The organism is Pyxidicoccus sp. M15 (assembly GCF_056858435.1).
This window is the reverse complement of the sequence record NZ_CM166495.1, coordinates 10,240,039-10,252,926: the sequence shown is the minus strand read 5'-3', so window position 1 is coordinate 10,252,926 and position 12,888 is coordinate 10,240,039. Positions and strand designations below refer to the sequence as shown.

Below are 12,888 nucleotides of genomic sequence, written 5' to 3'. Positions count from 1 at the left end.
TGGAAGCCCGGGCGAACCGTCAGGCCTTGCTCGGGTGGACCCCCGGCGGCGGCGTGGCGACGGCCGCGGAGGCCGGCACCTCCGGCGCGGGCAGGCCCTCCGTGGGCGCGCCCACGTGCATCCGGTGCCGGACCTCGTCGAAGCGGTCGGACGCCTCGTGCTCCGGGAAGAGCAGCGACACCACCACGCCCACCAGGAAGGCGAGGGGGATGGTGATGACGCCCGGGTTCTTCAGCGGGAAGAACGCCGTGGTGTTCTTCAGCAGGTCCACCTGCACCGTGGGCGACAGGAAGATGAGCACCACCGCGCTGAACGTGCCCACCAGCATGCTGGCCACCGCGCCATTCGTGGTGAACTTCTTCCACGACATGGACAGCAGCAGCGCGGGGAAGTTGCCGCTCGCGGCGATGGCGAAGGCGAGGCCCACCATGAAGGCCACGTTCTGCCCCTTGAAGATGACCCCGAGCACCACCGCGAGCACTCCCAGCAGGAGGCTGGCGAGCCGTGCCACCTTGAGCTGCTCGTGCTCGGGCGCCTTGCCCTTGCGCACCACGGTGGACCACAAGTCGTGGGACAGTGCCGCCGCGCCGGACAGCGTCAGGCCCGCCACCACCGCGAGAATCGTGGCGAAGGCCACCGCGGCGATGAAGCCCAGGAAGCCCGTGCCGCCCACCACCTCCGCCAGCATGGGCGCCGCCATGTTGCCGCCCTTGTCCACTCCGGTAATCGCCGTGCGGCCCACCAGCACCGACGCGCCGAAGCCGAGGATGAACGTCACCAGGTAGAAGTAGCCGATGAGCCCCGTGGCGTAGAACACGCTGCTGCGCGCCGCCTTCGCGTCAGGCACCGTGTAGAAGCGCATCAGGATGTGCGGCAGGCCCGCGGTGCCGAACATCAGCGCCAGGCCCAGGGAGATGGCCTCCAGGGGGCTCGCCACCAGCTTGCCGGGCGCCAGCGTCTCCGCGCCGTACTGGGTGGCCGCCTCGTTGAAGAGGTTCACCGGGTTGAAGCCGAACTTGTAGAGCACCGCCACCGCCAGCGCCGTCGCGCCCGCCAGCAGCAGCACCGCCTTCACGATTTGCACCCACGTGGTGGCAATCATCCCGCCGAAGAGCACGTACAGAATCATCACCGCGCCCACGATGATGACGGCCATCTCGTACGACAGGCCGAAGAGCAGGTGGATGAGGTTGCCGGCACCCACCATCTGCGCAATCAGGTAGAAGCTCACCACCGCGAGCGTGCCCAGCGCCGCGGCCAGGCGCACCGGCGTCTGCTTCAGCCGGTACGCCACCACGTCCGCGAAGGTGTACTTGCCCAGGTTGCGCAGGGGCTCGGCGATGAGGAACGTCACCACCGGCCAGCCCACCAGCCACCCCACCGAGTAGATGAGCCCGTCGAAGCCGGACATGGCCACCAGCCCCGCGATGCCCAGGAAGCTGGCGGCGCTCATGAAGTCGCCGGCCAGCGCGAAGCCGTTCTGCACGGCGCTGACGCCGCCTCCCGCGGCGAAGAACTCGGACGTCGTCTTCGTCTTGCGCGCCGCCCAGTACGTAATCGCCAGGGTGATGCCGACGAAGAGGAGGAAGAAGACGATGGCCGTGGTGTTGGGCTGGCCCAGCTGCGTGCCCGTCGTGGTCGGGTTCATGCCGTCCTCACTTCCTGTCCCGGTACTGGTGGAGGGCCCGGTCGTACTTCCCATTCGCCCAGACGATGTAGATGCCTGTCAGCAGCCACGCGGCGAGGATGACGAGCACCCCCAGCACGATGCCGATGGACAGGCCGGGGATGATTTGCTGCCCCATCAGCGGCTTGTTGAAGGCCACCAGCAGGATGAAGCCCAGGTACGCCACCAGCATGGCCACGGTGAGCGCCGCCGCCACGCGCCAGCGTGACGCGGCCAGCGCTTCCAGGGCCTGCTCTCGGGAGTTCGTCTGCATCGTCGTTCCTCCGCTCATCGCCTGGCCTTCGGGGGGACGCCCTTGGTGAGCAGCTCATCGAGCACGGCGGGGTCGGCCAGGGTGGTGGCGTCGCCCAGGTTATCCGTCTCTCCGGACGCAATCTTCCGCAGCATGCGCCGCAGAATCTTCCCGGAGCGCGTCTTGGGCAGGCCATTGACCAGCACCACACGGTCCGGCGTGGCAATGGGGCCGATGACGTGGCGTACCTGCTCCTTCAGCGCACCCACCATCTGCTCGGCCGAGGCGTCCGACCAGTCCGGCTTCATGGTGACGAAGGCGCACACGCCGGTGCCCTTGAGGTCATGCGGGAAGCCCACCACGGCGGCCTCGGCGACGGACTCGTGGGCCACCAGCGCGCTCTCCACCTCGGCGGTGCCCAGGCGGTGGCCGGACACGTTGAGCACGTCGTCCACGCGGCCCGTAATCCAATAGTAGCCGTCCTGGTCGCGCCGGCAGCCGTCACCCGTGAAGTACAGCGTGGGGAAGCGCGAGTAGTACGTCTCCACGAAGCGCTGGTGGTGGCCGTACAGCGTGCGTGCCTGCCCGGGCCAGGAGCGCGCCAGGCACAGGTTGCCGCTGACGCCGTTGCCTTCAATCACGCGGCCCTCGTCGTCCACCAGCACCGGCTCCACGCCGAAGAAGGGCAGGGTGGCCGAGCCGGGCTTGCACGGCGTGGCGCCCGGCAGCGGGGCGATGAGGATGCCGCCCGTCTCCGTCTGCCACCACGTGTCCACCACCGGGCAGCGGCCCTCGCCCACCACGTCATGGTACCAGCGCCACACCTCGGGGTTGATGGGCTCGCCCACCGAGCCGAGCAGGCGCAGCGTCTTGCGCGAGGACTTCTTCACGAAGCCGTCGCCTTCCTTGATGAGGGCGCGCAGCGCGGTGGGCGCGGTGTAGAGGATGGTGGCCTCGAGGTCGTCCACCACCTGCCAGAGCCGGCCCGCGTCGGGGTAGGTGGGCGTGGACTCGAACATGACGGTGGTGGTGCCCGTCGCCAGCGGCCCGTAGAGGATGTAGCTGTGGCCCGTCACCCAGCCGAGGTCCGCGGCGCAGAAGTGCACGTCGTCCGGCTGGATGTCGAAGACGTAGCGGAACGTGGTGGCCGCGTAGGTGAGGTAGCCGCCGGTGGTGTGCAGCACGCCCTTGGGCTTCCCGGTGGAGCCGGAGGTGTAGAGGATGAAGAGCGGGTCCTCCGCGTCCATCCACTCGGCGGGACAGGTGCCGCGGTGCTTCGACATCTCCGCGTCCAGCCAGGCGTCGCGGCCGGCGCGCATGGGCACCTCCTTGGCGGTGCGGCGCACGACGAGGATGGACTCCACCTGGGTGAGGCCCTCCACCGCCTCGTCGGCGATGGCCTTGGTGGGCACGAACTTGGGGCCGCGCGGGCCCTCGTTGGCGGTGACGAGCACCTTCGCGCCCGAGTCGAGGATGCGCTCGCGCAGCGACTCCGACGAGAAGCCGGCGAACACCACCGAGTGCACCGCGCCGATGCGCGCGCAGGCGAGCATGGTGTACGCCAGCTCCGGCACCATGGGCAGGTAGATGCAGACGCGGTCGCCCTTGCGCACGCCGTGGGCCTTGAGCACGTTGGCCACGCGGCCCACGTGGTGCTGCAAATCCCGGAAGCTGATGACCTGGTACTCGCCGGGCTCGTTCTTCGCCCAGATGATGGCGGGCTTGCCGGGGCGCGCCTTGGCGTGGCGGTCCACGCAGTTGAAGGCGACGTTGAGCTTGCCGCCGCCGAACCACGAGAAGTCCACCTGCTCCGCGTCCACGTCGAGCACGGTGTCGGGCTTGTGGAACCAGGTGAGCTGCTGGGCCATCTCACCCCAGAAGGCCTCGGGCTCTTCCAGGCTCTTTCGATAGAGGCGCTGGTAGTCCTCCAGGCTCTTCACGTGTGAGCTGCGGGTGAACTGCTCCTTCGGGGGGATGAAGTCATCCTGCGTCGGGGCCATGCGCGTCATTCCTTCGGGGCGGGAGGTCAATAGAAGAGCTGGAGCTGGGCCGTACCGGTGATGCCGGTGTCGGCCTCGGAGAGGTCGCCCACCCTGGAGATGGCGACCTCCGACTTGAGGTTGAGGGTGTGCTTCTGGAACCAGAGGTTGAAGCCCGGCTTCAGGGCGAACACGTCCTGGCTCCGCACGCGCGAGTTGAAGTACTCGGCGGAGAGCAGGGGCTCGAGCTGGCCGAAGCGCCAGCCGACCTCGGAGTAGAAGCCGGTGCCGCTCTGGGGCGAGTCGAAGCCCTGGCGATAGTGGAAGACGCCCGAGTTGAAGATGACGGCCTGGTCCCCGGCGAGGGGCAGGTCCAGGAAGACGTCCGTGGACACGGCGAACGAGTCGTGGACGCCCGAGGCGGTGGCGACGGCGGAGGGCTGGTAGTCGACACCCGCGCCCACGGAGAGGCGCGGCTTGTCGTCGAAGTAGATGCCCTGGAAGAAGAGGTCCTCCTCGCGGGTGAAGAAGTTCCAGCGCACGAGCGCGACGCCGCGCGGGAGGTCATCCGGGTTGACGGTGGTGCCGTCGGGCTTCCGCACGCCCTCGGCGCCGTTGAGGATGGCGGCGCGGAAGCCGAGCGGCCCCGCGAAGCCGCGCAGCTGCACGCCCACGTCCCGCCAGACCTTGCCGACGCCCGGGGTGAAGCGGACGAGGCTGGAGTGGTAGTCCACCGTGTTGAGGGCGATGGCGCCCTGGAGGTTGTGGCGCGAGAGCGGGGCGATGAGGAAGCCCGCGTCCACGAAGACCTTGTCCACGAGCTCGTACGAGACGAACGCGTCCTGGACGAAGAAGGCGACGTCGTAGTTGCCGTCCTTGCCGAAGTTGGGCTGGTCCGTCTCGAAGAAGAAGGACAGGCGTTGGGTGACGTTGCCGAAGACGAGCAGGCGGGCGCGCCGCAGGTAGAGGTCGGTGCCCACGTCCCCCACGGGCGCCCCGTCCTTGATGAGCTGCAGCTGCGGCTGGAGCAGCAGGCTGATGTTGAGGACGGCTTCGTCGCCAATGGGAATCTTGGCTGCGACCGCGGGGCCGGCGGACAGCAGGGCCACGAGGCCCAGGAGCGACAGCTGGCGGAGGGGGGCAGGGCGCATGCCCCTCGCCCTGAGCAACGCCTCTGCCAACGGGCGTTGCTCGGAGATTCAGGACCTTACGGGTTGGCCCGGTGCGTCAGGACGTTACGGAAGGTGACGTGCGCGTTACCGCGGTAACGAATCATGCAATGCGTCGTAACAGGGTGTGCGGGCTCACGGCTGCGCGGGCTTCAGTCCTCGCAGCCGCCACACGAGGAAGGTGTGCAGCTTCCGCCCGCGGAACTCCCCCGCCAGCTCCACGTGCCCCTCCACCGCGGTGAAGCGCGCGACCAGTTCCTCCGGTGGAGGCGGGCCGTCCTCGGCCACCCACAGCACGTCCTGCCCCGGGGAGATGGCCGGGTCCGGCCACACGTCATACTGGCTGAAGCGCGCGGGGGGGAAGGTGTCCGTCACCGCGCCCGAGTAGGCCGCGACGTGGGACGCGAGCTGGTAGTTGAGCGCGTAGATGACGGCCACGTTGTGTGCCTCCAGGCCGGGGAACAGCTTCTCGGGCGCCGCCAGCTCGCGCAGCACGCTCCAGCCATGGGTGCGCCACAGCACCGTGTCCCGCCGCTCGGTGCGCACCACGGGGAAGAGCACGTGCGAGCCCACCGCCAGCACCACCGCCAGCCCCGAGGCCGCGGCAGCCCGCTGCCACGCCGGGCGCATGCCGGCCACGCCCACGCACACGGCCACGTAGGCCGCCGCGGGCCAGTTGGCCTCGCCCCGTGCGCGCGCCGACGCGTAGCCGAAGAAGAGCAGCGGCACCACCGCCGCCATGCGCAGCAGGAACTGCTCGCGCGGGCCGCGCACCGCGTACACCAGCGCGAGGGGGAACAGCACCGGGCCGCCGAGCGCGAGCTGCCCCGCGAGGAACTCGCCGAAGGTGTTCCACCCGCCGCGCCCCTCGAAGCCGTGGTTGAGCTGGAAGAGGAACCCCACCCACTCGTGCCGCGCGTTCCACAGCACCACCGGCACGAAGCACAGCAGCGCCAGCGCCCCCGTGCCCCAGGCCCCCCACGGCAGCCTCCGCGCGCGCGCGGCCGCGAGCAGGAAGGCGAGGCCCAGCAGCACCGCCGGGTACTTGGACAGGAGCGCCAGCCCGCAGGCGAGCCCCGCCCACCCCCAGCGCTCATTCCACAGGGCCCACAGCCCCAGCGTCCAGAAGAGGAGCAGCGGCGAGTCGGGCGTGGCCCAGACGCCGGCCACCATGCCCACGGGCACCACGCTCCACAGCGCCGCCGCGCGCCACGCCGCCTCGCGGCTGCCGTACACGTCCCGCGCCAGGCCCCACACCGCGGCCACCGTGCCCGCGCCACACACCAGCGCCGTGGCATGGATGCCGAGCACCGCGATGAGCCAGGCCGCCATGGGCGGATGGTCGTAGTAGCCCCACGCCAGGTGACGGGCCCACTGCCAGTAGTACGCGGTGTCGAAGTAGACGTCCGTGCCCAGCGCCAGCACGAGCCGCAGCGCCGCCGACACCGCGAGCACGGCGAGGCAGGCCTTCAGGCCCGGTCCGGTGGTGGGGGTGGGTACGGCTGGGGGCGACGACGGGCTCACGCCTCTGGATAAGCGCACCGGGCTCCCGTTGACCAGAGGCGTGTTGTATCTCCGGGCTCAACGCCCCCTACACGCCAGCGGGCTTCGAGGTGGAGTTCAGGTTGCGCTCGTCGACGAGCACCATCCGCGTGCCCGGCCCATCCTTCGAGTTCCGGACGCCCTAAGCGCGGGTGCGGGGAATGCCGAGCTTCTGCCGCTTCTCCCACAGCGCCTTGCGGCTGATGCCCAGGCGCTTCGCCAGTTCCGTCTCTCCCATGTGGTCCTGGTGCTCCAGCACGAAGCGGCGGAAGTACTCCTCCATCGAGTCCGGCGAGTCTCCCGCTTCCTCGACACCGCTCTCGACGACCTCCGGTGTCACGCTCTCACCGCCGCCCGGCAGCTCCAGCGCGAGCAGGTCCGGCGTCACCACCGTCCCGTCCGCGAGGATGACCGCGCGCTCGATGGCGTTCTCCAGCTCGCGCACGTTGCCCGGCCATGGATGCGACGTCATCGCCACCATCGCCTCCGTCGAGAACGTCGCCACGGGGCGCCCGAGCTGCCGGCACACCTTTTCCAGCAGGTGCTTCGCCAACGCGGGAAGGTCCTCTGCGCGCTCCCTCAGTGGCGGAAGCCTTATCTCCACCACGCGCAGCCGGAAGTAGAGGTCCTGTCGGAACGTCCCTTCCTGCACGCGGCGCGGCAGGTCCCGGTGCGTCGCCGCCACGATTCGCACGTCCACGCGGCGCGGCCGCGTCGAGCCCACCCGGCGCACCTCGCCGTCCTGCAACATCCGCAAGAGCCGCGCCTGGGCGGGCGCGGGCAGCTCGCCAATCTCGTCCAGGAAGAGCGTGCCGCCGTGCGCCGCCTCCACGAGGCCCGCGTGTGCCGTCTGCGCGCCTGTGAACGCGCCCTTCTCGTGGCCGAACAGCTCACTCTCCAGCAGGCCCTCCGGAATCGCCGCGCAGTTCACCGCCACCAGCGGCCCGTCCGTCCTCGGGCTCTGCGCGTGAATCGCCCGGGCCACCAGCTCCTTGCCCGTGCCGGACTCGCCCAGCACCAGCACGGTGGCGGGAGAGGGTGCCACCTTGCGCACGCGCTCGAAGACCTCGCGCATCGCAGCGCAGCTCCCCACCATGCCGCTCACCGGGTGCGCCTGCTCCACCTCGCGCTTCAGCGCCGCGTTCTGCCGCGCCAGCTTCCCCTCGCGCAGCACCCGCTCCACCTGCATCAGCAGCTCGTCGTGGTCGAACGGCTTCGCGATGTAGTCCACCGCGCCCAGCTTCATCGCGTCCACCGCGGACTTCACCGTGGCATAGCTCGTCATGATGAGCACCGGCACGCCCGGGCACAGCGCAATCACATCCGTCCCGGGCGCTCCCGGCAGCCGCAGGTCCGTCAGCACCAGCTCGAACGAGTCCAGCGCGTAGTCGGCCGACGCCTCCTGCACGCTGCCCGCCTCGGAAACGTCGTGCCCCGCGCGCACCAGCAGGCGGCGCAGCTCCGTGCGGATGATGGGCTCGTCCTCGATGACCAGGATGCGACTCATGCCAGGGCTCCTCGTCCGGTCTGGGCTCCCAGCGGCTCCGGCAGGCTCACCGTCACGCTAGTGCCTCCCCCGGGGCGGCTGTCCACCTGCATGACCCCTCCATGCTCCCGCACGATTCCCGCCACCAGCGCCAGCCCCAGCCCCGTGCCCTCGCCCGGCTGCTTCGTCGTGAAGAAGGGCTCGAAGATGCGCTGCGTGAGCTCGCGCGCAATCCCGGCCCCCCGGTCCAGCACCCGCAGGTGGATGCGCCCATCGGCGGCCTCCGCCTCCAGCTCCACCTCCGCGCCGTCGGGCGAGGCGTCGATGGCGTTGGTCAGCAGGTTCACCAGCACCTGCTCCAGTCGCTGCGCGTCGCCCAGCACCTCCAGTCCCTCGGGACAGCGGTGCTCGAAGCGCAGCCCCCGGTCCTTTCGCGTGCCGCGTGCCAGCCTCGCCAGCTGTACCGCCTCCGTCAGCAGGGGGGACACCGCGACGCGCGTGAAGGGGCGCGCCTCGCCGCCCGCCGTGCCCGCGTGGCTGAAGCCCACCAGCGCCCGGACAATCGCGTCGATGCGCTGGCACTGCTGGAGGATGAGGCCCACGCGCTCGCGCACCGCCTGCGCGTCGTCCAGCTCGTACTTGAGGTTCTGCGCCAGGCTGGCAATCGCCGTCAGCGGGTTGCCAATCTCGTGCGCCACGCCCGCCGCCACCCGGCCCAGCGAGGCCAGCCGGTCCTGGTGCGCCAGCCGCGCGTCCACCGCCTTGCGCTCCGTCAGGTCCTCCACCAGCAGCGCCATGCCCTCGGAGGCGCTGCCCCTCGCCTCCGCCGCCGACAGCCGGGAGCGGTGCAGCCGCAGCACGCGCTCTCCTGTCGCCACGGTGACGCGCGCCTCCGTGTCCTCCTCGGCGCCCGCCGCGAAGCCGGACAGCAGCGGGCCCCAGGGCCCCGGCAGCGCCGCGAGCAGGAGGCCCCGCACCGCGCCCGCCTCCACGCCGGCCAGCCGCTCCAGCGCCGCGTTCCAGATGACCACCTCGCCATCCGGACCCACCGCGCACACGCCCAGCGGCAGGTCCTCGAGGATGCGCCGCAGGTAGCGCCGCACCGCCTCCAGCGCGAGCACGGGGCCGTCCTGCATGCCGCGCGCATCCCGCAGTCGCTCCTCCACGAAGCGCAGCTGCTCCGCCAGCGCGGTGCGCGCCCCCGGCTCCAGCCGCAGGGCCTCCTCCACCGTCAGCCGTGCCAGCACCGGACCGAGGAGCCCCGACAGGTTCCGCTCCACGCCGTCGCGCAGCCGGCGCAGCTCCGCGGGCCGGCGCTCGTCCGGGGGCAGGCCCAGCGAGGCCAGCGCCCGGTCCACCTCCGCCGCCGCGGCCTCCTTGCCCAGCAGCGGCGCCAGGCTGCGGCGGAACTCCTCCGGCGAGCCCGCCACCACGCCGCCCGAGGCCAGCGCGGGCGCCTCGCGAGTGCAGGCCCGCGCGGCCTCCGCCTCTCGCGCCGACTGCCGCGTGGCCAGCGACACCGCCACGAAGGCCAGCACGTTGAGCGTCAGCGACGCGAAGGTGGAGAAGCCCCACGGCTCGTCCGAGGGGAAGCCGAGCAGCCCCGCCACGCGCCGCGTCCACGCCACCACGCCCGGCGAGGCCCACAGCGGCATCACCAGCGTCACCGCCCACATGGCCGCGCCCACGCCCAGCCCCGCGAGCAACCCCGCCCGCGTGCCGCGCTTCCAGAAGAGCAGTCCGAGGACGCCCGGCGCGAACTGCGCCACCGCGACGAAGGACACCAGCCCCAGGTCCACCAGCCCCGTGCTCCGCGCGTCCAGCAGCCGGTAGAAGCCGTAGCCCGCGAGGATGATGATGGCGATGAGCAGCCGCCGCGCCCACAGCAGCCATCCGTACAGGTGCGGCTGTCCGCGCGCGTAGCCCAGCGGCAGCACCAGGTGCGTGAGGCACATGGGTGCCAGCGCGAGCGTGGTGACGATGACCATGGCGCTCGCCGCGGACACGCCGCCCAGGAAGGCCACCAGCGCCAGCCCCGTGGCCCCGCGCGACGCCGGCACGCCCAGCACGTGGAAGTCCGCGGGCCAGGGCAGCCCCACCGCGTCGCCGCTCCACAGCAGCACCGGCACGAACAGGTTCATCACCAGCAGCAGCAGGGGCAGTGCCCAGGTGGCGGTGGCCCAGCCGTCCTTCTCCGGGGCCTCGGTGAAGGCCACGTGGTAGCTGCGCGGTGTCAGGAAGGCCGCCGCGCAGGACAGCACCAGCAGCGGCGCCCAGGACGCGTCCCGGGCCGGCCGCTGGAGCCCGTCCACCGCCTCCGGGTGCGCGTCCAGCCACGCCAACAGCCCGTCCACGCCGCCGAACACGGAGGACACCGCCCACAGGCCCACGGCCATGAGCGCCACCACCTTCACCGCGGACTCGAAGGCGATGGCCAGCATCAGCCCCTCGTGCCGCTCGCGCGGGGTGAGGTGCCGCGCGCCGAAGAGGACGGAGAAGCCGGTCAGCACCGCGCAGAAGCCCAGGCCCACCAGCGTGGGCGACGCGGAGGGGCTGAGCACCTTCGCGGACTCCACGACGGCGCGCACCTGCAGCGCGAGGTAGGGGAGGCTGCCGGCCAGCATGAACAGCGTCACCGCCGTGCCGGTGGACTGGCCCGGGTAGCGGTAGGCCAGCACGTCCGCCAGGGACGTGAGCTGCAGCTCACGCGTCAGCCGCAGCAGCGGGCGCCACAGCACGGGGCTCAGCAGGCACGCCAGCGTGACGCCCAGGTAGATGCCCAGGTAGCGGAAGCCGTGCCGCGCCGCGTACCCCACGCTGCCGAAGTAGGACCACGACGTGGCGTACACGCCCAGCGCCAGCGAATACACGAGCGGGTGCTGGGTGATGCGCGCGGGGATGACGCCCCGCTCGGCCGCGTACGCCACCAGGAAGAGCACGAGCAGGTACGCGACGGACGCCGCGACGAGCGGGCCCAGCTCAAGCGTCATGGCCGCCGCTCCGGTGCGCCACCCAGCCGCCCAGGGCGATGACGCCCAGCCAGACGAGGAAGGGCAGGTAGCCGGGCGCGCCCTCCGCCAGCCACAGCCGGCGCAGCGGGGAGCCGAAGACGAGCACCGCGATGGCGAAGACGAGCAGCGTCGGCATGGCCGGCGCGTCGGGCTCGGAGGGGCGCTTCATGACCTCCGAGGATAGCAGCGGTGGGACGGCCGGGTAGCCCACCCCCGGCCCGGGCTGATAATCCAGGAGGCACATGGCGGACGTCCCTCCCTTCTCCGAGCTCTCCCAATTCACGTTGGACCGTCCCTCGCTCCGGCTGCTCCCGGAGTCCTTCTGCCGGCGCAACAAGGTGGTGGTGCTGGGCCGCGTGGACCCGGCCGCGCACGCCACGCCGGTGACGGTGGGCATGGTCCAGCCGGACAACCGCGTCATCCTCGAGCTCATCACCGACTTCCTCCGGCGCCCGCTCCAGCCCGTCCACCTCAACCACTACGAGGTGGAGTCCGCGCTGGAGGTGGGCTTCGGCGCGGGGCCCCGCATCACCGCGGACCTCACGCTCAAGGCCCGCGTGCCGTTGTCCGAGAGCCCGTCCGCCGTGGAGCTGGTGGACCACGTGCTCGCCACCGCGGTGGAATTGAAGGCGTCCGACATCCACGTCGAGGGCTACTTCGACGACGTGGACCTGCGCTATCGCATCGACGGCATCCTCCACCAGTCGTACACGGACATCGACCCGCGCTCGCTGCCGGAGGTGGTCAGCCGCATCAAGCTGCTCGCCGGGATGGACATCACCGAGCGCCGCCGCCCGCAGGACGGCCGCTTCCGCGCGCTCCTGGAGGGCTCCGACGGGCGCAAGCTGGTGGACTACCGCGTCAGCGTGGTGCCCAGCCCCGTGGGCGAGGACGTGGTCATCCGCATCCTCGACTCCAGCGTGGGCCTGGTCCCCGTGGAGAAGCTGGGCATGTCCCCGGCCATGCAGACGCTCTTCCTCCAATTGCTGTCCAACCCGGAGGGGCTGGTGCTCGTCACCGGGCCCACGGGCAGCGGCAAGACGACGACGCTGTACTCGGCGCTGGCCCGGCTCAATGACGGCCGCAGGAAGATCATCACCGCCGAGGACCCCATCGAGTACTACGTCCCCAAGGTGAACCAGAAGCAGGTGACGCAGCAGATGCCGCACGCGACGCTGCTGCGCGCCATGCTTCGCCAGGACCCCAACGTCATGCTGGTGGGGGAGGTGCGGGATTTGGAGACGGGCAGCATGGCCCTCACCGCGGCATCCACCGGCCACGTGGTGCTGGGCACGCTGCACACCGCGGACGCGGTGGGCGCGGTGGCGCGGCTGCGCGGGCTGAAGCTGGACGACGTGGACATCAGCGACTCGCTGCTGGCGGTGCTGGCCCAGCGGCTGGTGCGCCGCATCTGCGAGCAGTGCGTGGAGCCCGTCGCGCCCACCGCCGAGCAGGAGGCGCTCCTCGGCCGGCTGCTGAAGGGCGTTCAGCCGCACGCGGGCAGGGGCTGCGAGGCGTGCCACCACACCGGCTACAAGGGACGCCTGGGCATCTTCGAGCTGCTGCTGGTGGACCCGGACCTCCAGGAGCTCATCGCCCGGGGCGCGCCCACCGTGGAGCTGCGCCGCCACGCGCGAGCGCACGGGCTGCGCACGCTGGTGGAGGACGCGCTGGACAAGGTGTCCGCTCGCACGACGACGCTCGCGGAGCTGGTGCGCGTGGTTCCGTACCGCCACATCCTGTCCACCCGCGACGAGGAACAGGACGCCGGGTAGGATGCCG

General features: G+C 71.3%; 9 protein-coding genes. 1 reads left to right on the top strand and 8 read right to left on the bottom strand.

What is annotated here, in order from left to right:
- Positions 1-19: 19 nt before the first annotated feature.
- From ACX9TP_RS37740 to ACX9TP_RS37705, 8 genes are all read right to left on the bottom strand, one after another.
- Positions 20-1,648, bottom strand: a complete 1,629-nt coding sequence (locus tag ACX9TP_RS37740; protein WP_482975510.1) for a solute symporter family protein — start codon at positions 1,646-1,648, stop codon at positions 20-22.
- A gap of 7 nt (positions 1,649-1,655) precedes the next feature.
- Complete coding sequence (locus ACX9TP_RS37735; protein ID WP_482975509.1) at positions 1,656-1,940, bottom strand: DUF485 domain-containing protein; 285 nt, start codon at positions 1,938-1,940, stop codon at positions 1,656-1,658.
- Positions 1,941-1,954: 14 nt separating this feature from the next.
- The gene (acs, locus tag ACX9TP_RS37730) at positions 1,955-3,919 is read right to left on the bottom strand and encodes an acetate--CoA ligase (RefSeq protein ID WP_482975508.1); all 1,965 of its coding nucleotides are present in this window, start codon (positions 3,917-3,919) and stop codon (positions 1,955-1,957) included.
- A 26-nt stretch (positions 3,920-3,945) separates the two neighbouring features.
- Positions 3,946-5,049: a porin gene (locus ACX9TP_RS37725; protein WP_482975507.1), complete on the bottom strand. Its 1,104-nt coding sequence runs from the start codon at positions 5,047-5,049 to the stop codon at positions 3,946-3,948.
- A 153-nt stretch (positions 5,050-5,202) separates the two neighbouring features.
- On the bottom strand, positions 5,203-6,591 hold the full coding sequence (locus ACX9TP_RS37720; RefSeq protein WP_482975506.1) for an ArnT family glycosyltransferase: 1,389 nt from the start codon (positions 6,589-6,591) through the stop codon (positions 5,203-5,205).
- A 160-nt stretch (positions 6,592-6,751) separates the two neighbouring features.
- Positions 6,752-8,116 (bottom strand): sigma-54-dependent transcriptional regulator, encoded by a 1,365-nt coding sequence (locus ACX9TP_RS37715; RefSeq protein ID WP_482975505.1) that lies wholly within the window; start codon positions 8,114-8,116, stop codon positions 6,752-6,754.
- Complete coding sequence (locus tag ACX9TP_RS37710; protein ID WP_482975504.1) at positions 8,113-11,085, bottom strand: ATP-binding protein; 2,973 nt, start codon at positions 11,083-11,085, stop codon at positions 8,113-8,115. The genes ACX9TP_RS37715 and ACX9TP_RS37710 overlap by 4 nt, the downstream gene beginning before the upstream one ends.
- Positions 11,075-11,350 carry a hypothetical protein gene (locus ACX9TP_RS37705; RefSeq protein ID WP_482975503.1) on the bottom strand — a complete coding sequence of 92 codons (276 nt, stop codon included), beginning with the start codon at positions 11,348-11,350 and terminating at the stop codon, positions 11,075-11,077. Before ACX9TP_RS37705 ends, ACX9TP_RS37710 begins: the two co-directional genes overlap by 11 nt.
- Between ACX9TP_RS37705 and ACX9TP_RS37700 the strand changes: the two genes are divergently transcribed.
- Positions 11,349-12,881, top strand: coding sequence for a GspE/PulE family protein (locus ACX9TP_RS37700; RefSeq protein WP_482975502.1), 1,533 nt, complete (start codon positions 11,349-11,351; stop codon positions 12,879-12,881). The two genes, ACX9TP_RS37705 and ACX9TP_RS37700, sit on opposite strands and share 2 nt — an antisense overlap.
- Positions 12,882-12,888 lie beyond the last annotated feature (7 nt).

Excerpts from the sequence above, each read along its gene's own strand:
- ACX9TP_RS37740 (WP_482975510.1), bottom strand. The coding sequence starts at position 1,648 with ATGAACCCGACCACGACGGGCACGCAGCTGGGCCAGCCCAACACCACG.
- ACX9TP_RS37735 (WP_482975509.1), bottom strand. The coding sequence starts at position 1,940 with ATGCAGACGAACTCCCGAGAGCAGGCCCTGGAAGCGCTGGCCGCGTCA.
- acs (WP_482975508.1), bottom strand. The coding sequence starts at position 3,919 with ATGGCCCCGACGCAGGATGACTTCATCCCCCCGAAGGAGCAGTTCACC.
- ACX9TP_RS37725 (WP_482975507.1), bottom strand. The coding sequence starts at position 5,049 with ATGCGCCCTGCCCCCCTCCGCCAGCTGTCGCTCCTGGGCCTCGTGGCC.
- ACX9TP_RS37715 (WP_482975505.1), bottom strand. The coding sequence starts at position 8,116 with ATGAGTCGCATCCTGGTCATCGAGGACGAGCCCATCATCCGCACGGAG.
- ACX9TP_RS37710 (WP_482975504.1), bottom strand. The coding sequence starts at position 11,085 with ATGACGCTTGAGCTGGGCCCGCTCGTCGCGGCGTCCGTCGCGTACCTG.
- ACX9TP_RS37700 (WP_482975502.1), top strand. The coding sequence starts at position 11,349 with ATGGCGGACGTCCCTCCCTTCTCCGAGCTCTCCCAATTCACGTTGGAC.
- ACX9TP_RS37705 (WP_482975503.1), bottom strand. The coding sequence starts at position 11,350 with ATGTGCCTCCTGGATTATCAGCCCGGGCCGGGGGTGGGCTACCCGGCC.